This is a genomic window from Methylotuvimicrobium sp. KM2 (assembly GCF_038051925.1).
Classification (GTDB): domain Bacteria; phylum Pseudomonadota; class Gammaproteobacteria; order Methylococcales; family Methylomonadaceae; genus Methylotuvimicrobium.
On record NZ_CP150634.1, the window covers coordinates 3,670,935 to 3,697,445 of the forward strand.

General features: G+C 50.5%; 19 protein-coding genes. All 19 read left to right on the top strand.

What is annotated here, in order from left to right:
• The first annotated feature begins 32 nt into the window (after positions 1-32).
• Positions 33-485: a chemotaxis protein CheW gene (locus tag WJM45_RS15435; protein WP_341328959.1), complete on the top strand. Its 453-nt coding sequence runs from the start codon at positions 33-35 to the stop codon at positions 483-485.
• Positions 486-539: 54 nt separating this feature from the next.
• Positions 540-2,888 carry a methyl-accepting chemotaxis protein gene (locus WJM45_RS15440; RefSeq protein ID WP_341325960.1) on the top strand — a complete coding sequence of 783 codons (2,349 nt, stop codon included), beginning with the start codon at positions 540-542 and terminating at the stop codon, positions 2,886-2,888.
• A 218-nt stretch (positions 2,889-3,106) separates the two neighbouring features.
• Positions 3,107-3,604, top strand: a complete 498-nt coding sequence (locus WJM45_RS15445; protein WP_341328960.1) for a chemotaxis protein CheW — start codon at positions 3,107-3,109, stop codon at positions 3,602-3,604.
• Positions 3,605-3,644: 40 nt separating this feature from the next.
• The gene (locus tag WJM45_RS15450; protein WP_341325961.1) at positions 3,645-3,983 is read left to right on the top strand and encodes an STAS domain-containing protein; all 339 of its coding nucleotides are present in this window, start codon (positions 3,645-3,647) and stop codon (positions 3,981-3,983) included.
• Between the two features lie 2 nt (positions 3,984-3,985).
• On the top strand, positions 3,986-4,849 hold the full coding sequence (locus WJM45_RS15455; protein ID WP_341325962.1) for a protein-glutamate O-methyltransferase: 864 nt from the start codon (positions 3,986-3,988) through the stop codon (positions 4,847-4,849).
• On the top strand, positions 4,846-5,484 hold the full coding sequence (gene cheD / locus WJM45_RS15460) for a chemoreceptor glutamine deamidase CheD (protein WP_341325963.1): 639 nt from the start codon (positions 4,846-4,848) through the stop codon (positions 5,482-5,484). The genes WJM45_RS15455 and cheD overlap by 4 nt, the downstream gene beginning before the upstream one ends.
• Positions 5,485-5,494: 10 nt before the next feature.
• Entirely contained in the window at positions 5,495-6,535 is a 1,041-nt protein-coding gene (locus tag WJM45_RS15465; RefSeq protein WP_341325964.1) for a chemotaxis response regulator protein-glutamate methylesterase, read from the top strand.
• A gap of 10 nt (positions 6,536-6,545) precedes the next feature.
• Positions 6,546-7,751 carry a methyl-accepting chemotaxis protein gene (locus WJM45_RS15470; RefSeq protein ID WP_341325965.1) on the top strand — a complete coding sequence of 402 codons (1,206 nt, stop codon included), beginning with the start codon at positions 6,546-6,548 and terminating at the stop codon, positions 7,749-7,751.
• A gap of 48 nt (positions 7,752-7,799) precedes the next feature.
• Positions 7,800-8,114 (top strand): STAS domain-containing protein, encoded by a 315-nt coding sequence (locus WJM45_RS15475; RefSeq protein WP_341325966.1) that lies wholly within the window; start codon positions 7,800-7,802, stop codon positions 8,112-8,114.
• A gap of 27 nt (positions 8,115-8,141) precedes the next feature.
• Complete coding sequence (locus tag WJM45_RS15480) at positions 8,142-9,101, top strand: hypothetical protein (protein ID WP_341325967.1); 960 nt, start codon at positions 8,142-8,144, stop codon at positions 9,099-9,101.
• A gap of 412 nt (positions 9,102-9,513) precedes the next feature.
• Positions 9,514-10,134 carry a chemotaxis protein gene (locus WJM45_RS15485; RefSeq protein ID WP_341325968.1) on the top strand — a complete coding sequence of 207 codons (621 nt, stop codon included), beginning with the start codon at positions 9,514-9,516 and terminating at the stop codon, positions 10,132-10,134.
• A gap of 457 nt (positions 10,135-10,591) precedes the next feature.
• Positions 10,592-11,320 carry an MBL fold metallo-hydrolase gene (locus WJM45_RS15490; RefSeq protein ID WP_341325969.1) on the top strand — a complete coding sequence of 243 codons (729 nt, stop codon included), beginning with the start codon at positions 10,592-10,594 and terminating at the stop codon, positions 11,318-11,320.
• 326 nt (positions 11,321-11,646) lie between these two features.
• Complete coding sequence (locus WJM45_RS15495; RefSeq protein ID WP_341325970.1) at positions 11,647-12,663, top strand: IS110 family transposase; 1,017 nt, start codon at positions 11,647-11,649, stop codon at positions 12,661-12,663.
• Positions 12,664-13,077: 414 nt separating this feature from the next.
• Entirely contained in the window at positions 13,078-15,081 is a 2,004-nt protein-coding gene (locus WJM45_RS15500) for a PAS domain S-box protein (RefSeq protein WP_341325971.1), read from the top strand.
• Positions 15,057-17,333, top strand: a complete 2,277-nt coding sequence (locus tag WJM45_RS15505) for a PAS domain S-box protein (protein ID WP_341325972.1) — start codon at positions 15,057-15,059, stop codon at positions 17,331-17,333. Before WJM45_RS15500 ends, WJM45_RS15505 begins: the two co-directional genes overlap by 25 nt.
• Positions 17,330-21,142, top strand: coding sequence for a PAS domain S-box protein (locus WJM45_RS15510; RefSeq protein ID WP_341325973.1), 3,813 nt, complete (start codon positions 17,330-17,332; stop codon positions 21,140-21,142). Before WJM45_RS15505 ends, WJM45_RS15510 begins: the two co-directional genes overlap by 4 nt.
• A gap of 654 nt (positions 21,143-21,796) precedes the next feature.
• Positions 21,797-22,864: an HD domain-containing phosphohydrolase gene (locus WJM45_RS15515; RefSeq protein ID WP_341325974.1), complete on the top strand. Its 1,068-nt coding sequence runs from the start codon at positions 21,797-21,799 to the stop codon at positions 22,862-22,864.
• A complete protein-coding gene (locus WJM45_RS15520; RefSeq protein WP_341325975.1) occupies positions 22,861-25,800 on the top strand; it encodes a PAS domain S-box protein in 2,940 nt (979 codons plus the stop codon). Before WJM45_RS15515 ends, WJM45_RS15520 begins: the two co-directional genes overlap by 4 nt.
• Positions 25,797-26,486, top strand: coding sequence for a hypothetical protein (locus WJM45_RS15525; RefSeq protein ID WP_341325976.1), 690 nt, complete (start codon positions 25,797-25,799; stop codon positions 26,484-26,486). Before WJM45_RS15520 ends, WJM45_RS15525 begins: the two co-directional genes overlap by 4 nt.
• The last annotated feature ends 25 nt before the right edge of the window (positions 26,487-26,511 follow it).

Here is a 26,511-nt window from a genome sequence, read left to right on the forward strand (position 1 = left end):
AACAACAGCTGGACAGCAAAAAGCCGTCCGATATGGCGCAATATTTGAGTTTTACACTCGGCGACGAGGAATACGGCGTCGATATTTTGCGGGTACAAGAAATCCGCAGTTGGGAACCGGTATCCAGAATTCCGAATGTCCCCGCTTATGAAAAAGGCGTCGTCAATCTGCGCGGCGCGATCGTGCCGATCATCGATTTGCGCGAACGTTTCAACCTAGGCCATTCCCACTATACGCCGTTGACCGTCGTCGTCGTCCTGCAAGCCTTCATCGGCGGTAAACCCCGGGTAATGGGCGTGGTCGTCGATTCGGTTTCAAACGTAATCGACATTGAAAAGACCAGAATTCAAAGCGCGCCCGATTTCGGCGCCAAAGTCAGCACCGAATTCATCAACGGCCTCGCATCGTTCAACGAACGCATGGTGATGCTGCTGGATGTCAACAAATTACTTAAATTAGAAGGCGTGGATAACGATGAAAATTAACCGCCTTCGATTGAATGCCACAGTTTACGGGGAAACCTTACAATGAAAATGAACATGCCAGTCACCGATCGTGAAATCATGATGAAGCAGGGCACGATCCTGGTCACCAAAACCGACTTGAAAGGCCGCATCATCTATGCGAACGACGCCTTCGTCGAAATCAGCGGCTTCAGCCGCGACGAACTCGTCGGCTCGAACCATAACATCGTTCGTCATCCCGACATGCCCCCCGCTGCATTCAAGGATTTATGGGACACGATCAAAGCCGGGCGTCCGTGGATAGGCATCATTAAGAACCGCACAAAAACGGGCGATTACTATTGGGTTGAAGCCAACGTCACGCCGTATTACGAAAATAAACGGGTTGCCGGCTATTTGTCGGTTCGCCAAGCACCTTCTCGCGATCAAATCGACCGTGCCGAAGAGCTTTATCAAAAGATCGCCGCGGATCGAGCCACCATCAGACCGACAGGAATTGCTGCCAAGCTGGCCACAGTCAAACAAGGCGCGTTGTCTAAAAAAGCCGGCCTCGCCTTTTTGTTGCTGATATTGCCGTTACTTCATGCCGGTTATCAAGCCATGATCGACGGCAACATTATCGCCCTTGCCGGCTATTCGCTATCGGCATTGTTGGGCTTGATACTAGGCATTCATACCTTCCGCTTGATGCTCGGTTCAATCGAGCAGTCGATCGTATTTTGCCATAATGCCGCGAGCGGTTACTTCCGTAACAAGGTCGACATCGACCGCTTGGATCAAATCGGAGACCTCAATCGGGCACTGCAATCGATGCAAGTCAAACTGAATGCCGACTTGTCCGCGACACTCGAAGCCGGAGCCGTCACCGAGAGACTCAAGCAGGCGTTGGACCAAGTGACCGGCAATGTCATGATGGCCGATGCGGACTGCAACATCATCTATATGAATCATGCCGCGAAATCCCTATTCAAACGCAATGAAAACGACTTCCGAAGGGATTTGCCGGACTTCAATGCCGACACATTGATCGGCACGAATATCGATAGCTTTCATAAAAACCCGGCCCATCAACGCGGCTTGCTGGCAAAATTGACGCAAACCTACAAAGCCGAATTGATGATTGGCGGTCGCACGATGGTGGTCATCGCGACACCGGTATTCGCCGGCGAAACACGGCTCGGCACGGTCGTCGAATGGATCGACCGCAGCGACGAAGTCAGCATTCAGCATGAAATCGCCGAAATCGTACAACAGGTTAAGTCAGGAGAACTTAGCGGTCGCGTCAACATGGAGGGCAAGGAAGGCTTCTTCGAAACCTTGAGCGAGGGTATCAATGAATTAACCGACGTCATCGAACGCGCGTTTAGCGATGTCGCACGCGTCATGCAAAGCATGTCGTCCGGCGATTTGACGCAACGCATCACGAACGATTATGAAGGCGTCTATGCGCAATGCAAAAACGATATCAACGAAACGCTTGATAAACTCAGCGAAATATTCGAACAAATCAGAAGCTCGGCCGACTTCATCAGCAACACGTCTCAACAAATCGCAAGCGGCAACAACAACCTATCCCAACGGGTAGAAACCCAGGCCGCCAGTCTCGAAGAAACCGCATCGAGCATGGAACAACTAACCGGCACCGTCAAAAACAATGCCGACAATGCGCAACAAGCCAATCTGGTTTCCGGAAATGCCCGGCAACTCGCGGAAAAAGGAGGAACCGTAGTCGCTTCAGCAGTCTCGGCAATGGCTGAAATCAACGACAGCAGCAATAAAATCGCCGAAATCATCGGCGTCATCGATGAAATCGCTTTTCAAACCAACCTACTTGCCTTGAACGCTTCGGTCGAAGCGGCAAGAGCCGGCGAACAAGGACGCGGCTTTTCGGTCGTTGCCACCGAAGTGAGGAACTTGGCGCAAAGAAGCGCCGTCGCTGCAAAAGAAAGCAAAGAGCTGATTCAAAATAGTGTGCAAAAAGTAAGAACCGGCACCGAGTTTGTCAATGAAACCGGCTCCGCATTACAAGAGATCGTGCAAGGCGTCAAAAAAGTCGGCGATATCGTTTCGGAAATCGCCGCCGCCAGCATGGAACAATCGCAAGGTATTCTGCAAGTCAATCAAGCGGTTTCCGAAATGGACGAGATCACACAACAAAATGCCGCACTAGCCGAACAGGCATCTGCCGCCAGCATGTCGATGACCGACCAAGCCACTCAGATGGCGAATTTATTGAGTTTTTTCAAGCTGGGGCACAACATGAACAAATCTGAACAGACTTTCGAAACGATTACGGATAAGCCGAAACCCGCAACCGGAAAAACAAAAGCATCTGCGCCCTCGAAACAAGAGTCAACACGAGCAAAACCGGCGCCCACGTTCAATACACCGATACAAGACGACGATGAATGGGAGGAGTTTTAAACCTTAAACCTAGAAAAAGCATTTCACCATGAAGATCATGAAGAATAGGAAGTTAATTCAATAGCTTATTACGCGTTTGTATAGAACTTTCGCTCACCAAAAAGGTTAGCGAGAAGGATTTGGTAAGTTCTTGGAATCCTTCATGAACTTCATGTGCTTCATGGTTAAACTGCCGAATTCAGGTTAAACAGATGACGGATCAAAAGGATCAACTAGTTATGACGAACAACCAAACCATCGCGAACAACATCCCCGCCTCCGAACAGTTTTTGACTTTTGAACTGGCCGGCGAAATGTATGGCGTTGAAATACTCAAAGTCCAAGAAATCCGGGGCTGGGAACCGATACGCAAAATCCCCAAAACGCCTGGCTATATCAAAGGCGCACTAAACCTTCGCGGCGCCATCGTGCCGATTCTCGACTTGCGCGAACGCTTCGATATCGCCGCCGTGGACTATTCGCCGACGACCGTCGTCATCGTCATTAATGTCGCAACGGCCTCCGGACAAATGGTCATGGGTGTCGTCGCCGATGCTGTGTCCGACGTATTGGATATTCGTCATGACGACATCAAAAAAGCGCCCGACCTAGGCACTAACATCGACACCCGTTACATGCGAGGGATGTATGTCGCCAAGCAAGGCATGATCATGCTGCTCGACGCCGATAAACTCCTGAATCCGGATGAACTCGATCAAATCGGTCATTTGTTATGAGCGATATGTTTAAAAACGCCTCCACATGGAATAGCTAGCCATGAACCATGACACAACCATGACCGATGCAGCGAATTCAACGAAAACCGAAGGTCCGATAATGCTGGACGCCGTATTAAACATCCGTCACATCAACGAACTGCATGAGTCTTTAGTCAAGGCCTTCGAATCCCGTGAAACACTGGAAATCGATGCGTCAGCGGTTACGACTGTCGATACTGCAACATTACAATTACTCACCGTGTTAAAACAGGAAGCCGTCAAATCGGGGAAACACGTCGTTTTCGACTTTCCATCGGAAAAATTCATCGATAGCGCTCGCTTACTCGGCTTGGCCGAGCTGCTCGAAATCGACCACCCCGCATCCGGTTTATTCTAAAAATGAGCGTGACGCCCCGACAAGAGCCGTCCTCACTACAACAATTTCGAGAGTTCGAATACACTCGTGCGGACTTCGATCGCTTAAGAGCTTTGTCGAACAAGCATTCCGGCATTTTAGTTCCGGACGACAAGTTCGACATGTTTTATTCACGCCTTACCAAGCGCATCAGAGCGCTGAGACTAAACAGTTTCAAGGAATATTGCCGACTACTGGAGGACGATTCGACGCAGGAATTCACGAACTTCATCAACTCAATCACGACTAATCTGACCGCATTTTTCAGAGAAAACCATCATTTCGACTATTTGAAAAAAACCGTAATCCCGGAATTGATCGAAAAAAATCAAACATCTCGGCAAGTTAGGGCCTGGTCGGCAGGTTGTTCGACCGGCGAGGAAGCGTATTCGATAGCCATGACACTGCTGGAAAATTTGCCTGTCGGCTGGACAGTCAAGATTCTAGCAACAGATATCGACACCCAAGTTTTGGATTTCGCGGCCAACGGCGTATATGAATTGAACCGCGTCAACGGTATCCCCGAAGAACGTTTGAAACGTTGGTTCAAAAAAGGCACCGGCTCGCAAATCAACAAAGTCAAAGTCAAACCGGAGCTGCGGCAAATGATTACCTTCAAACAACTGAATCTGATGCAGGATTGGCCGATTAAAACTCCTTTCGACTTTATTTTTTGCCGCAACGTTTTTATTTATTTCGACCGTGAAACCAAAAAAACATTGGCCGCGAAATACTCGAACTTATTAACTATCGGCTCCTGTTTGTTTATCGGTCATTCGGAATCATTGCAACAAGTTACCGATCGATTCGAATTAATCGGTAACACGATTTATCGTAAAATCGGATGACGATGTCTAACGAGATTAAACCGCCCGCCCTGCCCGGTTTCGCTGCTATCAATCGTTATTGGGACCGTGAAAACGAAATCATCGCGGCCAAACTGCTTCCCGGCGAATATTACGTAACCAACGAGAATGAAATGATTACCACAGTTCTCGGCTCCTGTATCGCTGCTTGTATTCGGGATAGCGTCCTCGGTATCGGCGGAATGAATCATTTCATGCTTCCGGAAACCTCGACCGAACAAGCAAAAAACGCCGGTTATTCGCTGCTAGGTAGCGCAACACGTTATGGCAACTACGCGATGGAGCATCTGATCAATACGATACTAGCCTCCGGCGGTAAACGTAAAAACCTCGAAGTCAAAGTTTTCGGCGGCGGAAAAATCATCCCGAGCTTGAGTGATGTCGGATTGCGCAACATCGGTTTCGTGCTCGATTATATCGATACCGAAGCATTGAACTTATTGGCCCAGGATCTCGGCGATATTTATCCGCGCAAAGTTAACTTTTATCCGAAAACAGGGAAAGTCCGCATGAAAAAAATCAAAAATCTACACAACGATACCATCGCATTACGCGAAAACAACTACCGAAGCCAAATTAAAAATGCCGCTGTCGAAGGCGAAATCGAGTTGTTTTAGGAAACAGGGCATGAAAAAAATACGATTATTGATAATCGACGACTCGGCTTTGATCAGAGCGCTGTTGACCGAAATATTCAACAGCTCGCCGAATATCGAAGTGGTTGGAACCGCCGCGGATCCTTACATAGCCCGTGAAAAAATCAAGCAACTCGCCCCCGATGTCTTGACGCTGGATATTGAAATGCCGCGCATGGATGGCTTGACGTTTTTGCGCAACTTGATGCGTCTTCGGCCCATGCCGGTCGTAATGATTTCCACATTGACCGAACAGGGCGCCGAAGTCACACTTGAAGCATTGAAACTCGGCGCGGTCGATTTTGTCGCAAAACCCAAACTGGATCTGACGCGCACCCTGAAAGAATACACCGAAGAAATGATCGGCAAAGTCATCATGGCTGCCGGCGCGCGAATCCACGATAATGCGCCCAATTGCATGCCGGTAAAACCCGAACTTATCGATCGGAACCGTAAAAGCACTCGACAAAAAACGCTCATTGCACTCGGCGCATCCACCGGCGGAACCGAAGCCATCAAACGGATAGCGGGTCTTCTTCCTGCAAATACCCCGCCCATTGTCGTTTCGCAGCATTTGCCTGCAGCGTTTAGCGCCTCGTTTGCCAGACATGTCGACGAGATATCGGCGATGACGGTCACTCTGGCCCAAACCGGGTTAAAAATTGAGCCGGGACATATCTATATTGCACCGGGCGATAGACATTTAAAGATAACTCGGGATCACAAGGCTTATTTCTGCCAACTCGATGACTCCGAGCCCGTCAACCGACACAAACCCTCGGTCGACGTAATGTTTTACTCAGTTGCGCAACAAGCCGGCGATCAAGCCATCGGCGTCATGCTAACCGGTATGGGGGTCGATGGCGCGGTCGGCATGAAGGCCATGCACGAGGCCGGTGCTTTCAACATCGTACAAGACGAAGCCAGCAGCGTCGTTTGGGGTATGCCCGGCGAAGCTTATAAAATCGGGGCCGCCGATGTCGTTCTTCCCCTCGACCAAGTCGCGGATCAAATTATGGCTTTAATCCAATAGGAGATAATCAATGGATAATTTGCTGAAAAAACCCGCCTTACCCATCGCATTGGCCATCGTCGCGGGAATTTCGCCGGCTCTATTTGCCGTAACGACTCTGTATTGGATATTCCTACCCATCCTATCACTAGGCTGGTTGTGGACGATCTATGCCGCCAAATCTTCGGCAAAAACCGATGAATCGAATTCGCGTCAAACGGATAGCAACGAGGCTAATCGATTGCTCGAACGTTATATCAACGATCTGCAAGCCTGCGCCGCGCAAGAACTCAATACCTTTAACGAAGAATTGCAACAAGTCAAATCGGTCGTATCGGACGCGGTCGTGACTATGTCCGACAGCTTCAACGGCATGCACACACTTGCCTCTCGGCAAAATGAAACCATGCTATCGCTGATAAATAACCTGGGCGAATCGAGCGATAAACAAGAGTCGGACACCCTGAGCTTTAAGCAATTCGCCAAGGAAACCGATATCGTACTGACCGATTTTATCAACCATATTCTCGCGGTCAGCAAACAAAGCATCGAAATGGTCAATGTCGTCAACGATGTCGAATCGCACATGGAAGTCATCGGCAAATTATTGGCCGATGTTCAGGGTATCGCCGATCAAACCAATCTATTGGCGCTTAACGCCGCGATCGAGGCGGCAAGAGCCGGAGAAGCCGGACGCGGTTTCGCGGTAGTCGCCGACGAAGTGCGTAAACTATCTAAAAACTCGGATAAATTCAGCGAGGAAATCAAAACTGTCGTCAGCGATTCGAAAACCAATATCGGTCAAGCCAAGCGCATGATCGAGTCGATGGCATCGAAAGACATGACAACAACGACCCATTCAAAAGCCCATATCGATGAAATGATGACAGAGATTGCCAAACTCAATACTTTAATAGATCGGAAAGTCAAAGATGTTTCAGAGCTAACCCAACAGATAGAAAATAACGTCAATCATGCGGTCAGAGCCCTTCAATTTGAAGACATGACAAGGCAACTGATCGAATACATGCAAGCCAATACGCAGCATTTCCAGGCCTTGATCGATGAAATGCGCATCGGTTTTGAAATAATGACGTCGAGCGATCAAGAAAACATCACCAATGAGCTGACTCACGGCATCAAGCGCCTCAACGATATGAAGCAACAATGGCACACAAAAAATCATAAGGCAGTTATGCAAGGCTCGATGAATGAAGGCGAGATCGAGTTATTTTAACCGAAAGCATTCAGTCAATTTTAACGATGGTTATATAGGAAGCAAGCAATGGCATTAGAAATCATTCATCATCCGGAAAAAAAAGAATTGACCGTCCGCATTTCAGGGCGCTTCGATTTCAGCGTCCATCAAGACTTTAGAAAAGCAACCGAATGGGATCGAGATCGCGTCAAAACCATCACTGTAGATTTAAGGAACACCGAATACATGGATAGCTCCGCATTAGGCATGCTGTTGATATTGAGAGATAAGATGAATAACGACCCATCAGCTATCCGTTTGCTGAATGCCAACCCGGAAGTCAAAAAAATCCTGGAAATCGCTAATTTCCAGAAATTGTTTACGTTAGCATCAAACCGATAACGCCTCATTAAATTGGACGCTTCTTCGATGACACACAATCCACTTGCTCCGGTTTCCGTATCCGCAAGGATTCTCATAGCATCCCTGAACCGAGCTTTTACCGAAATCCTGCAAAAAGTTTTGGTCAAACACGGATACCAAGTCTATATCGCACTCAATCATCAAGAAGCCATTACAATCATTGACGGACAAAACCTCGATCTGATCGTCACCGCCCCATTGTTACCTCATCGCTCCGATAGCAGCGCCGACGAACCAATTATTTCTACATTAACACCGGCTATCGCGCAAGCAATCTTCATTGTTGAACCGGCCGGCTCGCAAGCGATACTGGATCGCTGCCTAAACAACGATAACCAAAAGACTGACGCCCTGTCGTTCGATCCCGAATTCATCGAGAATCAAATAGCCAGACTGCTCCGCCATCGGCTCAGGCAAACAACAAATTCGCAAACGGAGCTTCACAATTGCCAATGGGCCATCGCGATGCAATTTGATATCGAAGGATTACGCCTAATGAATCCGATTCCGGCTATTGTCGACGGATTGACCGACCTGCAGGGATTGCAGGGGCAACGAGAAATGATCTTCACTATTGTCAGTGAGTTATTTACCAATGCACTGGACCATGGACTACTTCGAATGGATTCCCTGCAAAAACAAACGGCCGAAGACTTTTTACATTTCTACGAGCTTCGCCAAGAACGGTTGAACAACGCAACGTCCGGCACGATAGAAATAGCGATCGACTCTATTCCTAAATCGAACGGCGGCCAATTCATCGTTGACGTCCAAGATAGCGGTGAAGGATTCAATATTGACAATATCTTTTCCGATCTCGAGAACAACCAAAGTTTTTTCGGCCGGGGCATTCAATTAGTCACGCAATTGTGCAGCACCATCGAATTTAACGCTTGCGGCAATCGAGTCAAAGCAGTCTATGATTGGTATCATAAGAAAAAAAACCAAGGCAACTTGTGTGTTTGATGATTTAACTTAGGATTTGGTCGTAAATAACTTCCCTATTTTACGGAGGGTTCGGTTGCTCGATTGGCAGGTGTCGGCGGCAGGGCAGATTTTTGCTCCTCGGCAATTGCTCCTGCATTGCCCTAATACACGCCATCCATGGCAATCAGTCGCCGCCGTCAAGCCTACACGGACGTATTCACCCAGCACCTAAATTCCATAGTCCATAGGCTATGATTAACTATCTTTGATAATTTATGTGCTGGGTTCACGGCGTCCTGTCAAGCGAGTTACCGAACCCTCAACAAAGCTCATAGCTCCAGGACGTTATTTATCACGAAATCCTTATTGTCGCTAAAACACCAAGTGCGCAACCTTCGAATAACAAAACCCGTTTACACCATTCCCTATATCATCAATCAGTTCAAGCGCCATGACCGATACAGTTCAACAAACCAAATCCCAATTCGTTGCCGTTGCATCTATTGCCGCGGAGTTGAGCGCAGTGATGGAAGTTGCGAAAGAAATCTCGCTGGCCGCCGCAAACGCCAAGGCTATCGCCTTCCGAGCAGGAGAAAAAGCCAGAGGATTTCAGCCAATTACCGATTTCATCAATGAATTGGCCAAGGAAACGATTACATTGGTCAATGCCATCAACGAACACGCCTTATTGCTTTACCGTTTGACCGTCAATGAATATCGGACTTCGACCGAATTCGACAAATTCCAAACCGCGACAAAAATGGCGGAAGGCGCACAGTATCAATCCTCACTGCAAACTTCGACCGAAACTGTCGAACAACGAATGCTGGAGTGCCGAAAACAATTTAAGCGGCATGTCGGGCAATTGCTCGATCAATTACAAGAAGTCATGCATCCGGCCCGAGCCGCGCGCGTCATTGCCGCCAATTCCCGAATAGAAGCGTCGCAAGCGGGGGAATACCTACTTAGCTTGCAGGCGGTTGCCGAAAGCGTCGATCGCGCCGCGCAAATCATTCACAATAACGTACAGCGCTGCCGCAGCGCGTTGAATGTCATTAACATTACCGAATAGCCGCATAAAATTACCTGATTACTTAGAACATTCAGCCTATTTGATTTGGCTAAGGGTGCCCGCCTGGGTCCCGTTAGGCCGCGCCGAGCACTGACGATTTTGCCGAGAACAGCCCGCTAGGGGAGCGGCAGGGATGCCGCTCGTTTTCGGAGGGCTAAGGATAGCCCTTCCGAAAACCCTCGACAAAATCGTCAGCGCGCAGGATACAGCGGCCTCCGGGTGTCTGCTGACTCGCGCCATCCGGGCGCTCGCACTTCGTGCGCCTTTGGCGTCCCAATCCGCTCCCGGCGGATTGGTCTTTTGGATACTTTTCTTTGGACAAGCAAAGAAAAGTATCGCGGTTGTCGGTCCGCGAACCGACTACACATAAGCGTCGCGATAGCGACACAAAACCTTCTTCGGACTTCAATTAGACTGAAGCTTATACGTAATCAAGTAAAATTAAGGCGAGCAAACCATGAAGATGACCCAAATATACGAGGGAGCGCACCGCTGGATCATGTTTGGCCGGGATACCAATAAACCCGTCAACATTATCGATACCAATCAATATATTGTGCGAACGACAAACCGTTGTTTATTAATGGACCCCGGCGGTATCGAACTGTTCGCACCGATGCTGGCAGCCGTCTTGCATCATGCGCCGGTCGAGGAAATCACCGACTTATTCGCATCGCATCAAGACCCCGACATTATTTCCTCTCTGGGTTTATGGGACCAAGCCCTGCCGAAAGCAAAACTCCATGCCTCATCACTTTGGGAAGGTTTCATCCGCCACTTCGGTTGCGAATCGATCGACTATGTCGGCATTCCCGATAACGGCGGCAAGATCAAGCTGGATTCTACCGAGCTGAAAATAATCCCGGCACATTACCTACATTCATCGGCCAATTTTCATATTTACGACGCGGAAGCGAAAATCCTGATGTCCGGCGATGTCGGCGCGGCACTCGAAGCGTCCAGCGCGCCGATTTATGTCGACAATTTCGATAGCCACATCGATCACATGCGCTTCTTTCATCAACGCTGGATGCCATCGAATCAAGCAAAAAGAGACTGGATCGAGCGCGTTCGCAAACTCGAGATCGAAATCATGGCGCCGCAACACGGGCGTATTTTTAAAGGCGATAACGTTAAACGCTTTTTGGATTGGTTCGAAGGCCTGGAAGTCGGCATAGCCGTTTAAGCCAAAAACCCAGTAGGGTGCGCATCGCGCACCTTTCCATGGCGCCTAACCCGACAACAGATTCCGACCCAAGTGCGCGATGCGCACCCTGATGCTTTATATACCTTTCGCATTTCAAATTTCGGCAGTGCCTGAGGAGGCGCCTGGGTGTCCGATAAAGGCTTTGCCAGCATGGAGCTGGCATAGAGCCTACATGGACGTATTCACGGCGTCCTTTAGCGGACACCCAGGCGCCGAATTTTGATTTACGATGATGATATGGACTCCTCTCACTCTGTTGGTGTCAAATAGCACCTTAGTAAAAAACAAAACAAGAGGAGTCCGAGATGAATACTAGCGTAATTGGTTTAGATATCGCAAAGAACATTTTTCATCTGTATACGTTGAATGCGGATAATAAAGTCATCAAGAAAAAACTCAAACGGGCGCAAGTCTTGACCTTCTTCGCCAATTATCCGGTCAGCACGATTGGTATCGAGGCGTGCGGCAGTAGCCATTATTGGGCTAGAGAATTAACTAAACTGGGCCATGAAGTGATGTTATTGAACGCGAAGTTTGTCAAGAGCTTCTTGGTCGGCAACAAGAATGATTTTAACGATGCCCAAGCGATTTTTGATGCGGTCAGCCGGCCCAATAAGCGGGTGGTGGCGATCAAAACCGAGGTACAGCAAGATATGCAACTGCTTCATAATCTACGCCAGGATCTGGTCAAACGACGAACTGCTGTAGTGAATCAGATTCGTGGAGCCTTGCTGGAGCGCGGCATTGCCATTCACAAAGGGGTCGATCAAGTCAGAAAACAATTGCCTGATATTTTAGAAGATGCCGAGAACGGACTGACGGCGCTGTGTCGAGAGCTGATTGCGGAGCAAGCTGAGCGGTTGAGAGAATTGGATAAGGTGATTAAGGAGCAAGACAAACGGCTGGGCAGGCTCAGTCAAGCCGATGCATTAAGCCGGCGCATGCTGGATGTTCCCGGGGTGGGTCCGATCACCGCCACGATTGTGGCATCTGATATCGGGGACGGCAAAGGCTATACCAGTAGCCGAGATTATGCGGCGAGTCTGGGCCTGGTTCCCGGGCAGCATAGCAGCGGCGATAAACCCCGCTATCTGGGGATCAGTAAGCGGGGTAATCGTTATATCCGAACCAACTTAATTCATGGTGCCCGCGCGGTGGTCAAAAACTGTGCTGGCAAAACGGATCAACTCAGCCGGTGGCTGCAGTCGCTGGTCGAGCGACGCGGCTTTAACAAGGCCGCGGTTGCCCTGGCCAACAAAAACGCCCGCATCTTGTGGGCAATGACCACGAAAAATGAAGCTTATCAAGGGGCGCCTGCCTAACGCGGGCATTGGGCCGGGTTATCCACCCTTTGCCCACCGGCTCCCAGCTAGAGAAGAGAGCTCGGAGCCCGTGGACAAAGCGTGGATAACCCTGATGAGTGAGATTGATTTAACCGAGTACACAAGATTGCGGAGGCAAGTAGACAATCAGTGATGACAACAACAGGTCAGACCGGTGCTTTTACAACCCGTTATACCCATAGGTTCTTAAGAAACCGTTACGATGGTTGAGGAATAAGCGCGCGGATAGATTCATCAGGAGTCCTGAGGCAATAAAGCCTCTGTTGAGAGACCGAATATATGGCAGCAATCTTGATCTCTGTTTTGACATCATTTTTTGAAAACTTGGCTTGCAATAAACGAGGAGTCCATATATGGGTATAACATTTTCAAAAGTATCTCTAAAATCAAGCCATGCAATCCGAATTTTCCGACGCCCTGCAAAAATTACGAACTGAATTCATCGACCGACTACCAGAGCGAATTGACGCTATCCGTTCGCAGTTTCAGCACATAGACCCGTCCGCATGGCGCCCCGAAGAAGCGGAAATCTTGCATCGGCTGATTCATGGCTTAAGCGGCTCGACCGGGACATTCGGCATGCAGTCGCTCTCGGATGCCGCGCGCGACATGGAAATACGCTTGTCGGATTTACTGAGATCCGGCCTCCCCCCGGTCGAAACAGAATGGCAAGCCGTCGGCATAGCGCTCGACAGGTTAAGCCGTCTCGCCGGCATAGGGTTGCAAACCAACGCCCCTACTCTTTCTCCGCCGCCAACACCGAAACGCGCCAACCGCTCGCCTTTGATCGACTTGATTGAAGACGATGCAGGCCAAGCGCTACATTTGCAAACCGTTTTACAGCAAAACGGTTTTCGTACACGCGTATTCTCCGAACCCTCGCAATTTCAAACCCTGTTCCTGGAACCAAACGCTGAGCCGCCGGCCGCAGTGATCATGGATCTGATATTCCCCGACGGGGACCTTGCAGGCGCGGAAGCCATCAGCAATCTCAATCTTGGCAAAAAATCCGAAATACCGGTCATTATCGTCTCGGTACGCGACGATATCGCTGGGCGTCTCGCCGCATTTCGCGCCGGCGCATCCCGCTATCTTGTAAAACCGGTCAATTCGGAACGCATCGTCGATATATTGGATACGCTGACCGGACGCCTACCGTCCAAGCCTTACCGGGCATTATTAATAGACGACGACCCGCTAATGCTTAATGCCCACGCAGCCGTATTGCAAGCGGCCGGAATGGAAGTCAAAACCTCGACTCAACCGCTCGACATATTGAACCTTCTAGACACTTTTTCGCCCGATGTCGCGGTTCTCGATGTTTACATGCCCGAAGCCAGCGGTCCGGAACTAGCCGCTATCATACGCGAGCGCGACGAGTATCTGCATTTACCGATTCTATTTCTATCCGGCGAAACCGATATGACCCAACAATTGTTGGCGCTCAGCCTGGGCGGCGACGATTTTCTAGTAAAACCCGTGCAGCCCCAGCATCTGGTCGCCGCCGTTTCGGCTAGAGTACGCCGGGCACGGCAAAACAGCGCATTGCGTCTACGCCTCGAAACCACACTCTACGAACGCGAGCGTGAGCATCTGGCTATCAATCATCACGCTATTGTCAGTATCGCCGACCGCTCCGGCAATATCACCTACATCAACGATAAATTTTGCGAAATCAGCGGCTACCGGCGCGAAGAGTTGATCGGACAAAACCATCGCATTGTCAAATCCGGCGAACATCCGCCAGAGTTTTACCAAGACTTATGGGAAACCATTGCCGGCGGCCAGGTCTGGCAGGGCGAAATTTGCAACCGGTGCAAGGACGGCAGTCTATATTGGGTCGAATCCACGATTACGCCTTTTCTCGGCAGCGATGGAAAACCTTATCAATATGTCTCGATCCGCACAGACATTAGCCATATTAAAAAATCCACGCAACAATTAAAGTTGTTGGAACGTGCGGTCGAATCAAGCACTAGTGGTATTGTAATCGCCGATGCCAACCAACCCGACACCCCTCTCATTTTTACCAATAAAGCGTTCGAGCGTATTACAGGCTACCCACGCGAAGAAGTATTAGGCAAAAACTGTCGATTTCTCAACAGCAATGACCGCAATCAACCCGGACTGGATCTTGTGCGCTCGGCTTTATCAAAGGGCGAAAAAGTCGAAGGCGTATTACGCAATTACCGCAAAGACGGATCGATGTTTTGGAACGAGTTGCGTATTGCGCCGGTCCATGACGAACAAGACAATCTGACGCATTTCATCGGTATTATCAAGGATGTTAGCGAACGCGTACATAGCAGCGAAGCGCTTAAAAAAGCCAGGAAAAACTTCGCGCGACGCTCGAATCCACTCTGGACGGTATTTTGGCCGTCGACGATACCGGCTTGATCCTTTTCGCCAACCGACAATTTATCGATTTGTGGCGCATACCGGAAGAACTCGCCTTACCCGGCCAACCGTACCAAAACCTACTGAATACTGTTGAGCATCAATTGGCCGACCCGCTCGAGTTCCGCAAGACTGTACAAGACATTTATCGATCCGGCCAAGATTCGCAAGATCTATTGGAGTTTGCGGACGGCAGAATAGTCGAGCGTCACTCGAAACCGCTCGTCTCGGAAGGGAAAAACGGCGGTCGGGTATGGAGCTTTCACGACATCACCGAAATGAAACGCGCCGAACGCGCCGTGGAATATCACAAAGAAAGACTGCGCCGCGGACAAATTTTCGCGAACATCGGCACCTGGGAATGGAATATACAATCCGGCGACCTATTTTGGTCCGAACGCATCGCGCCGCTGTTCGGCTATCAGGACGGGGATCTCGAAACCTCCTATGAAAACTTCCTTAACGCAATTCACCCCGACGACCGGCAAGCGGTCGTCGATGCCGTCGACGCCTGCCTGAAACGCGATGCGCCCTATATCATCGAACACCGCGTCATCTGGCCGGACGGCACCGAGCGCTGGCTGCTCGAACGCGGTGCCGTAGTACGCGACGACGAGGGCAAACCCACGCAAATGCTGGGCGTGGTACAAGACATCGACGACCGCAAACGCGCGGAACTCGCACTGGCCGAGCGCGAAAAGTATTTGCGCATCTTTCAGCATATTGTCGACTCGGTCGTCGACGGGGTCATCACGATCGGCGCCGACGGCATTATCCACTCATTCAATCCTGCGGCATGCGCGACGTTCGGTTATCGGGAACAAGATATCGTCGGCCGTAAGGTTAAAGTTCTTATACCGGAACCCTATCGATCTAAGTATGACGGTTATATAGAGCGTTACCTTGCGACAGGCCGAAGCCAAATCTTCAATCAACAACTTGAATTGGCTGGGCTCAGGGCGGATGGGAGTATTTTTCCACTCGAAATTGCCGTCAGCGAAATCAAACTATCCGATGACCTCCTCTTTGTCGGTCTCACGCGAGACATTACCGAACGCAAACGAGCCGAACAGGAATTAATTGCCGCCCGAGTCGCCGCAGACCGAGCTAGCCAGGCCAAATCCGACTTCCTTTCCAGCATGAGTCATGAACTGCGCACGCCGATGAACGCAATCCTCGGTTTCGGCCAACTGATGCAATACGACGAAACTTTGAGCGATACACAAAAAGAGGATGTGGAAGAAATTCTCAAGGCCGGTCGGCATCTGCTCGATTTAATCAACGAAATATTGGATCTGGCCAAGATCGAATCCGGTCGGATTTCGCTATCCATAGAACCGGTAAGGATCGCACCGATTATCAAGGAATGTCTGAGCCTGGTATCCACACAAGCGGATAAACGCCGAATAAATCTCCACAACGATACGCACGAAGACCTTTCGGTACAGGCCGACCAGACTCGGCTCAAACAAGCGCTACTCAATTTGATTTCCAATGCGATCAAATATAACCGCGAAGGCGGCATAGTCACCGTAGAGACCCGGCTTAAAGGCAGCGAATACTTATCAATACAAATAACCGATACCGGACGCGGTATCCCAAAGGAACGCTTGCATGAACTCTTTCAGCCGTTCAACCGTCTCGACGCCGAATACAGCACGATCGAAGGTACCGGCATCGGATTGACCATCTCTCGCCGCATCGTCGAAATGATGGGCGGCGCGATCGAGGTCGAAAGCGAAGTCGGCGTGGGCAGCAGTTTCATGATCACGCTTCCGGCGGCCTCGAACCCGACTTTATTGGAATCGCCTAAAACATCCGCAGCCATCGAAACGCCGACATTACAAAGTCGCTCGAGGCAACAGCTCGTGCTCTATATCGAAGACAATCCATCCAATATACGGCTCATCTCTCAAATACTCGAAAGACAACGGCACATTCGTCTCATCACCGCCCATACGCCGGAGCTGGGCATCGAATTAGCCCGGGCACATCGCCCCGACCTCATTCTGCTCGACATCAACATGCCGAATTTGAACGGTTTTCAGGTATTATCCATATTTCAAAACGACCCTATCGTTAAGTCCGCACCGGTCGTCGCGATCACCGCCAATGCGATGCCGCGCGATATCGAACGGGGCAAAGCGGCCGGATTCGCCGACTATTTAACCAAGCCGTTGGACATCGCGCAATTCAACGGCATATTGGACGGTTTGCTTAACCGTATTAAAAAGGACCGGGATTCATCATGAACGCGTGGAGCGAAACCTATCTTGGCCTGATCTTTCAAATTTACGCTTTGGCTTTTTTTTGCTTGGGCGCGGTGGTTTCCGTATTACCGAAACCAAACAACGCCTTGTTTGTTTTCCGGCATTTAAATTGGTTGGCGGGGTTCGGTTTTTTGCACGGTTTTCTGGAACTCATCGAAGGAGAACGCTTACACAACGATGCAAACTGGCTAACTATCGCAAGCGTTTTACTCTTAACCGGCTCATTTTGCGCGCTCTTGGAATTCGGACGTCGCGGATTGAATTCGATATCCACTGCAATACGCCTACCGGCATTACCGCTCTATGGCACGTTAACGACCGTTAGCGCGGCTTTCGCCGTCAATTCAAACGACCCTTTCGCGGAAATAGAGTTTAGTCTGCGCTATTTTGCCGGTGCTCCGGGAGCATTTTTGGCATGTTACATACTATTGGCAAGCCGGCAAGATCCTGCTTACGGCGGTAAAGCCGAAATAAACATTCGTTGGTTATTTGCCGGAGCCGCGGCATTCGCCGTTTACGGTTTCTTGACCTTATTCGTAACAACCGGTTTGTCTTTACTGCCCTGGCTACCGACCGCGAAACACTTTGCCGAAACCACAGGACTGCCGGTGCAATTGCCGAAAGCGCTATGCGCGACCTTGATCGCACTTTCGTTTGCGTGGTTGATACGCACGACCGGTCGATTGGCTAACGATACGCTATCGCGCGTGCTCGATACGCTCAACGGTTTCGTCTACCGCTGCCGCAACGACCGGGCTTGGACTCTGGATTTCATGACCGGCGGCGTCGAACAGCTTACCGGATATTCTCCAGAGGCCTTTCTACCGCCGAGATGCCTGAATTATAACGAACTGATTCATCCGGACGACACCGAGCGCATTTGGACCGAAGTTCAGGCCGCTATTAGCGAGCGCCGCGAATTTGAAATCGATTATCGAATTTTGACTCGAAACGGAGAGATTCGTTGGGTCTGCGAATACGGAAGGGGTGTCTTCGGCAGAAACGGTAAGCTGCTATTTATCGAAGGCCGAATCACCGACAATACCGCTCGACGGCAAGCCGAGGCCGGCTTACATATCAAGAATGCAGCGGTCGATGCTTCGATCACCCCGATCGCGATCGCCGGACCGGACGCCAAGCTTTCCTATGCCAACCCGGCTTTCGCCGAACTATGGCATTTACCGGATACTGGATCGGCCATCGGCCGCTCGGCACTCGAGTTTTGGAATTATCCCGACGAGGCGAAAGCGGTCATCGATACTCTCTCCGTTAAGGGCCAATGGCAAGGCGACTTAATCGCCAAGCGCTTCGACGGTTCGACGGTTGAAGTACAATTATCGGCCTGCATGGTAAACGACCCGGACGGCGCGCCTTTGTGCATGATGGCCTCGTTTCTCGACATCAGCGGTCGCAAACAGGCGGAAAAAGAACTATTGCAGGAACGCGATTTCACTAACAGCTTGATCAACACCGCACCGGTCATCGTACTACTCCTCGACCCGCAAGGATTCATCCTGCATGTCAACCGTTATTTCGAACAATTGACCGGCTATCGGTTACATGAAGTTATCGGTAAAGAATGGTTCGCATCATTCTTACCGAAGCGCGACAGAGATCGAATTCGTCAAATATTCCGCAGCGCCGTTCACGAAGAACCGGCACAAGGCAACATCAACCCCATCGTGATTCGAAACGGCGAAGAACGGGACATCGAATGGCATTCCGAGATCATGCGCGATGCCAATGGAACGATTTCGGGACTACTCTGCACCGGACAAGACGTAACCGAACGCAGGGCGATACAACAACGCGCCGAGATGTTGCAGATGTTGGCGGACGCCTCGGTCCAAGGCATCGGTTGGGCGAATCTTACCGGCAAAGTCAATTATTTCAACCAGGCCCTGAGACGACTTTTGGCGGTCCCGGAAAACGCCGATGTCGGCGATTATACATTTTTCGATTTCTATCAAGAACATCAATTAATGGAATTGAAGTCCCGGATTTTACCGGAAGTATTGCAAAACGAGTTCTGGACCGGCGAATTCGACATTACCGCTGTCGACGGAAGCGTGATATCGACTATCCACAGCGTTTTCCTGATCAAGGATAGCGACGACAACCCCATCGCTTTCGCCAATGTAATCACCGATCTCACCGAACGTAAACGCGCCGAAACGGAACTGAAGCGGCTCAACCTGGAGCTCGAACAACGCGTGCTCGAGCGCACCGCGGAACTGGAAAGACAAAGCCGCCGTAATGCAATGATCGTCGACGCCGCGATCGACGGTTTTTTCACCGCCGATCTACAAGGCGGAATCCGCGATTGCAACGATGCTTATTGCGCCATGCTCGGATACACCCGAGACGAACTGCTCGGTTTGCACATAGCCGACATCGAAGCTTTGGAAACGCCTGAACAAACTGAGGCTCATATCGCTAAAGTAATCGAGAAAGGCAAGGACCGCTTCGACACCCGCCACCGCTGCTTAGACGGAGCCTTGTTGGACGTGGAAGTAAATGTCACATTGAACGAGCTAGGCGGCGAGCGCCTGTTTTTCGCCTTTGTCAGCGACATTTCCGAGCGTAAACGCTCCGAGGCCATGCTAATCGCCGCCCGCGAAGAAGCCGAGCGCGCCAATGCCGCCAAATCCGAATTTCTCTCGCGCATGAGTCATGAATTGCGCACGCCGCTCAACGCCATTCTCGGTTTCGGACAATTATTGGAAGCCGACGCCGAACAACCGTTGACCGACATCCAGGCCGACAACATCCAAGAAATACTCCAGGCCGGCAGCCATCTTTTGACACTAATCAACGAAGTCTTGGACCTGAGCCGCATCGAAAGCGGTCGTATCGAGCTCGACCTCGATGTCATTGCTGTCGGCCCGCTCCTCCAATCCTGCGTCAAACAGATCAAACCGCTTGCCGAACAACGCGGCATCGCAATCCGCTTTGAATCGATCGACAATTGTTCAGTTATCGCCGACTCAACCCGACTCAAACAAGTGTTGCTGAATCTACTGTCCAATGCGGTTAAATACAACCGCGACGGCGGATGGATAGCCGTCGATTGTATCTCCGCCGGCCCCGATAGACTTCGGATCGGCGTTAAAGACACCGGCTACGGCATATCGGCGGAATCGCTGCCCCGTCTGTTCAAGCCTTTCGAGCGACTGGAATCGGCTTATCAGGATATCGAAGGCACCGGAATCGGTCTGGCGCTGGCGAAAAAACTAGTTGAATCCATGCATGGCAAGATCGGGGTAGACAGCACGCCCGGCGAAGGCAGCCGGTTCTGGTTCGAATTGCCGTCGGCCATTCTGCTCGATACCAAAGATCCGGTCGTTCCCGCTAAACCGCCGGGAATAGCCATCTCGAATAATATCCCAAACCGTTGCAAACTGCTCTATATCGAAGATAATCCCGCCAATTTAAGGCTGGTACAAAAAATTCTCGCAACTCGCCAAAACATGGAATTGTTTACTGCCGTCAATGCCATGGACGGACTGGCAATCGCCGCACACGAACATCCGAATTTGATCCTGCTCGATATCAATTTACCGGATATAGACGGATTCGAAGTCTTGCGCCGTTTAAAGAGCAGCCCCACCACCCGAGACATTCCGGTGATCGCGGTCACCGCCAATGCCATGCGCAGCGATATCGAACGCGGCATAACGACCGGCTTTGCCGATTACCTGACGAAACCCTTGGATGTGCTACAATTTCTCAAATGCATAGACCGTTTTAACCTAGAAAAAGCATTTCACCATGAAGATCATGAAGAATAGGAAGTTAATTCAATAAATTATTACGCATTTGAATGGGTGCTGATGCCGCACAATGTTTATAGTTTGTTTTTATTACCATGAAGGGCATGAAGATAATGAAGGAAAGCGTATTGAGCGCTTTATGAACCGTCCAAATATCACGGATGAACTCAATAGATAAACTCAATGTAGTCATACAGCGTTTTCAAAACCAGTTATACCTTTCATACTTCAAATTTCGGCAGTGCATGAGGAGGCGCAGGGGTGCTCGGCAAAGGCTTTGCCAGCATGGAGCTGGCATAGAGCCTACAGGGACGTATTCACGGCGTCCTTTGACGGGCACCCCGGTGCCGAATTTTGATCTACGAGGGGTATAATGACTAAAAAATATCAAAACGATGGCGGGACTGGAGTGGTGATGTTGATGACACAGGCTGTTAATGGCTGGCCACTCAATTAAATTGAAAACATTGTATCTTCAAGCCCTTCATGCTCTTCATGGTAAAAAATAAGTGACATTTTTTAGAATCAGCACCCGTTTGAATAGCGCTTTAGCTCACCAAAAAGGTTAGCGAGAAGATTTAGGTAATTTCTTGAAATTCTTCATGAACTTCATGTGCTTCATGGTAAAACTGCCGAATTTAGGTTTTAAACCCAACGCCGACGGAAAACCTCATGCCCTTTGATTCTCTAAGCAATGAACGCATTCTGATCGTCGACGACGAACCGACTAATCTTAAGCTATTAGACAGATTGCTCGGACAACAAGGTTACCGAAACCGGATTTTGATCGATGACCCGCGCCAAGTCGTCGATCGTTATCGCCAAGCTCGAACCGATTTGATTCTACTCGACATCAATATGCCTTATCTGGACGGCTTCCAGGTGATGGAACGACTCATGGCATTAAACGATCCTTTGTTACCGCCGATCGTGATTTTGACCGCACAACACGGCAAGGATTTTTTGCTTCGCGCATTGACGGCCGGGGCGCGCGACTTCATTACCAAACCCTTCGACCGCAACGAATTATTGATGCGCGTGCATAACTTGTTACAGGCGCAATTGGCGCATCGGCTTTTGCACGATCAAAAAACAGTGTTGGAAAACATGGTGAGGGCGCGCACCGAAGAACTATACCGAACACGCCTGCAGATCGTACAACGCTTGGGTATGGCCTCCGAATACCGCGACGAGGAAACCGGCAACCATATCTTACGCATGAGCCACATCTGCGCCCTGCTCGCCCGAGCACTCGGTTGGAGCGACGAGCAATGCGATCTAATTTTGAACGCCAGCCCGATGCACGACATCGGCAAAATCGGTATTCCCGATTCGATACTGCTAAAACCGGGCAAATTCGAACCGCAGGAATGGGAAGTCATGAAAACGCATGCCGTCATCGGCGCGAAATTATTGGAAGGCGACGACTCGGATTTGCTGCGCATGGCGCGCGAAATCGCATTGACGCATCACGAAAAATGGGACGGCAGCGGTTACCCCAACGGACTGTCCGGCATTAACATTCCGGTAGCCGGACGCATCGCGGCATTGGCCGACGTATTCGACGCCTTGACTTCGGAACGTCCTTACAAAAAAGCCTGGACCGTCGAGGCAGCCTGGGATTTAATCAAGGAAAATCGCGGTAAACATTTCGACCCTGATCTGGTCGATATTTTCGAACAGCAATTTCCGGCCATCCTCGAAATCCGCGAACGTTTCGCGGAATCCTCAGCGCATTGATAAAGAAAAAGCCTCGCACCGAAACCGAGCGATTAGCGGCATTGCACGCACTCGGCATTCTCGATACCGGACCGGAAGAGCGATTCGACCGGCTGACCCGCCTGGCTCGGCAATGCCTCGACGCGCCTATTGCGCTGATCGTTTTAGTCGACGAACATCGGCTATGGTTCAAGTCCTGCCTGGGGCTCGATATCACCGAAACGCCGCGCGAACTCTCGTTTTGCGCGCATACCCTCCTCAAAAACGAAATCTTCGAAGTCCCGGACGCCCGGATCGACCATCGTTTTAAACAACATCCTCTCGTCGCCGGCTCCAGCAATATCCGCTTCTATGCAGGAGTGCCGTTATTGACCGAAGACGGCTTGGCTATCGGAACCTTTTGTATTATGAGTCGCGAGCCGAAACGGCTGACGCCGGAACAACGCAAAGTGCTGAGCGACCTTAGCGCTTGCACTCAAGAAATTATGAGACTCGTTGCTCGATCTTTGCTGATTTGCCGTAACATTAGCGAAATAAAATCGGCGGAAACGGCTCTCGAACGCCAAAAACATATAGCCGAGATCATATCGCGCGCCCAGTCTCAATTCATTCTCGAATCGAATCGTAGCCGGGCTTTCGACGAATTATTATCGGACATACTCAATCTCACCGGCAGCGAATACGGATTCATCGCCGAGATATTACATCGCGAAGACGGAAGCCCCTACTTAAAGACTCGGGCGATTACCAACATCGCTTGGAACGACGAAACGCGCGCATTTTACGAAGCGAATGCGGCGCAAGGCATGGAGTTTTCCAACCTTAAAAATTTATTCGGCGCCGTCATCGTTTCGGAAAAACCGCTGATCGCCAACAATCCCGAGCATGACCCGAGACGCGGCGGACTGCCTCCCGGCCATCCGCCATTAAAATCCTTTTTGGGTATTCCGGTTCATTATGACCGGAAGCTCGTAGCAATGATCGGAGTCGCCAACCGCCCCGGCGGTTACGAGTCCGGCTGGGTGAAGTTCCTACATCCGTTGCTGATGACGCTGGGTCAATTAATCGAGGCCGCGCGCGTCAAACGTCTGCATGATCAAAATCAAGCCGAATTGACGCGCCTGTCGCGTGTCGCCAGCCAAACCACCAACGGCGTCATCATCACCGATACCGAAGGCCGCGTGGAATGGATCAACGAAGGCTTTACCCGGCTCTCAGGCTATAGTTTGAAGGAAATGCTCGGGCGCAAACCCGGCGATTTACTCCAGGGAGAGGCGACCGATCCCGAGGTCGCGGCCTCGATGCATCGAGCGCTGATTAAGCGGCAGTCCTTCACTGTCGATGTCGTCAATTACCATAAATCCGGCCAAGCCTATTGGGTGCGTATTCAATGCAACCCTCTTTACGATACGCAAGGCGCGTTACAAGGTTTCATGGCGATCGAGTCGGATATCAGCCGCGAAAAAAACGATGCCGAACGCATCTTGATCAGCCAACGCCGGCTAACGGCGACTATTGAAGGGACCCATATCGGCACCTGGGAATGGAACGTTCAAACCGGCCAAACTGTCTTCAACGAACGCTGGGCCGAAATCGTAGGCTATACCTTGAGCGAGCTCGAACCGATTAGTATCGAAACCTGGCTTAAATTAACTCACCCAGACGATTTACAGCTGTCCGAGCGCTTACTGCAACGACATTTTGCCGGCGAACTTGAATTCTATGACGCGCAATGCCGAATGCGGCATAAAAAAGGGCATTGGGTATGGGTCCATGACCGAGGCCGTGTCGTTAACCGGACGAACGACGGCAAGCCTTTGATGATGTACGGCACGCATGCCGATATTTCCGAGCAAAAGATGGCCATGCAGGCTTTGAACGACAGCGAAACCAGGCTACGCGGTCTATTCGAACTCTCGCCGGTCGGTATCGCGCTCAACGATTACGCCACCGGTCGTTTCGTCGAGGTCAACAACGCCTTGTTGGCACCGACCGGATACAGCCGCGAAGAATTTTTGTCGCTCAGTTATTTTGAAATAACTCCTCAAGAATACGAAGCGCAAGAAAAACAGCAATCGGAAAGCATGAAGAACACCGGTCGCTACGGCCCCTACGAAAAAGAATACATCAAGAAAAACGGCGACCGATATCCGGTTTTGCTGAACGGCATGGTCGTCGAAGACTTGTCGGGCAAGAAAATGATTTGGTCGATCATCGAAGACATCTCCGAACGCAAACGCAACGATCGCATGAAGAACGAATTCATCTCCACCGTGAGCCACGAATTGCGTACGCCATTGACCGCGATAGCCGGTTCGCTCGGCTTGCTGGCCGGAGGCGCATTGGGCGAACTCCCAGGCACCGTTGATGAAATCGTAGCGATCGCCTACAAAAACAGTCGTCGCTTGTCCCTGCTAATTAACGATTTGCTCGACATGGAAAAATTGATCGCCGGCAAATTGAATTTCGATCTTCGCCCGCAAGCGCTGATGCCTCTGGTCGAACAAGCTCTCGATGATAATCAAACCTATGCGGACCAATTCGGCGTTATCCTAAGAATAACGCAACGCGATGATGCCTTGCATGTCGATGTCGATGCCCAGCGCATTCAACAAATATTCGCCAATTTGTTATCGAACGCAGCCAAGTTTTCACCGAAAGGCGGAACCGTGGATATCGCCGTTCTAAGTACCGGCAATCTGGCTAGAATCGAAGTCAGCGACCGAGGACCCGGCATACCGGCGACATTCCGTAAACACATCTTCCAAAAATTCGCTCAAGCCGACGCCTCCGATTCCCGAAAAAAAGGCGGCACGGGGCTCGGGCTCGCGATCACCAAGGAATTGGTCGAACGCATGAACGGCAATATCGGCTACGAATCCGAACCGGATAAAGCCACGACTTTTTTTATTACCTTACCGATTGTCGCCGGCGATTCATCAAAAATAGCCTCATGATTTCGATCGACCGTAAAACCCTTGCGCTTTCCGCGATTTTCGCTCTTCTGGCCTGGACCGGCAACTGGCTGAACATGCCGCTTTTTTACGGCGTCGATTTCATTTTCGGGTCCATCGCGGTAATGCTTGCCGCGGCTGTGCTCGGTCCGGTCGCTACCACGGGCATTGCCGCGACCGGCGGTCTTTATACCTTGGCGCTCTGGAATCAACCCTACGCTCTGATAACTTTTACTGCCGAAGCCTTGACCGTGGCATTGCTTTATCGCCGCGGACTGCGTAATTTAATCCTGGCCGATCTGGTCTTTTGGATTTTTCTAGGCCTGCCATTGATTTTGCTGTTCTACCACGGCATCATCGGCATGGAATGGCAATCGACGCTATTGGTTGCGCTTAAACAACCGTTGAACGGACTGTTCAATGCCTTGATTGCCGGCATTATTCTTCTCTCCGTTCAGACAGCATTCCGGCCTACAATGCTAACCGGTCGGTTTAGGCCATCGTTATTCGAATTGTTATTTCATGTCTTGTTATGCTCGATACTCTTGGCCGGGGCGATACCGATTATTGTCGAAAGCAACGCCCAGCGAAATCGCCATGAAGCCTTCATGCTCAACCGGTTGGAACAAATCGCTCAACGAGCCGCCGCCGATATCTCCTTCGCGCCTGACGCCGAGATTAAGACCTGACAAAACGAACTGGCCCGAACTCAAC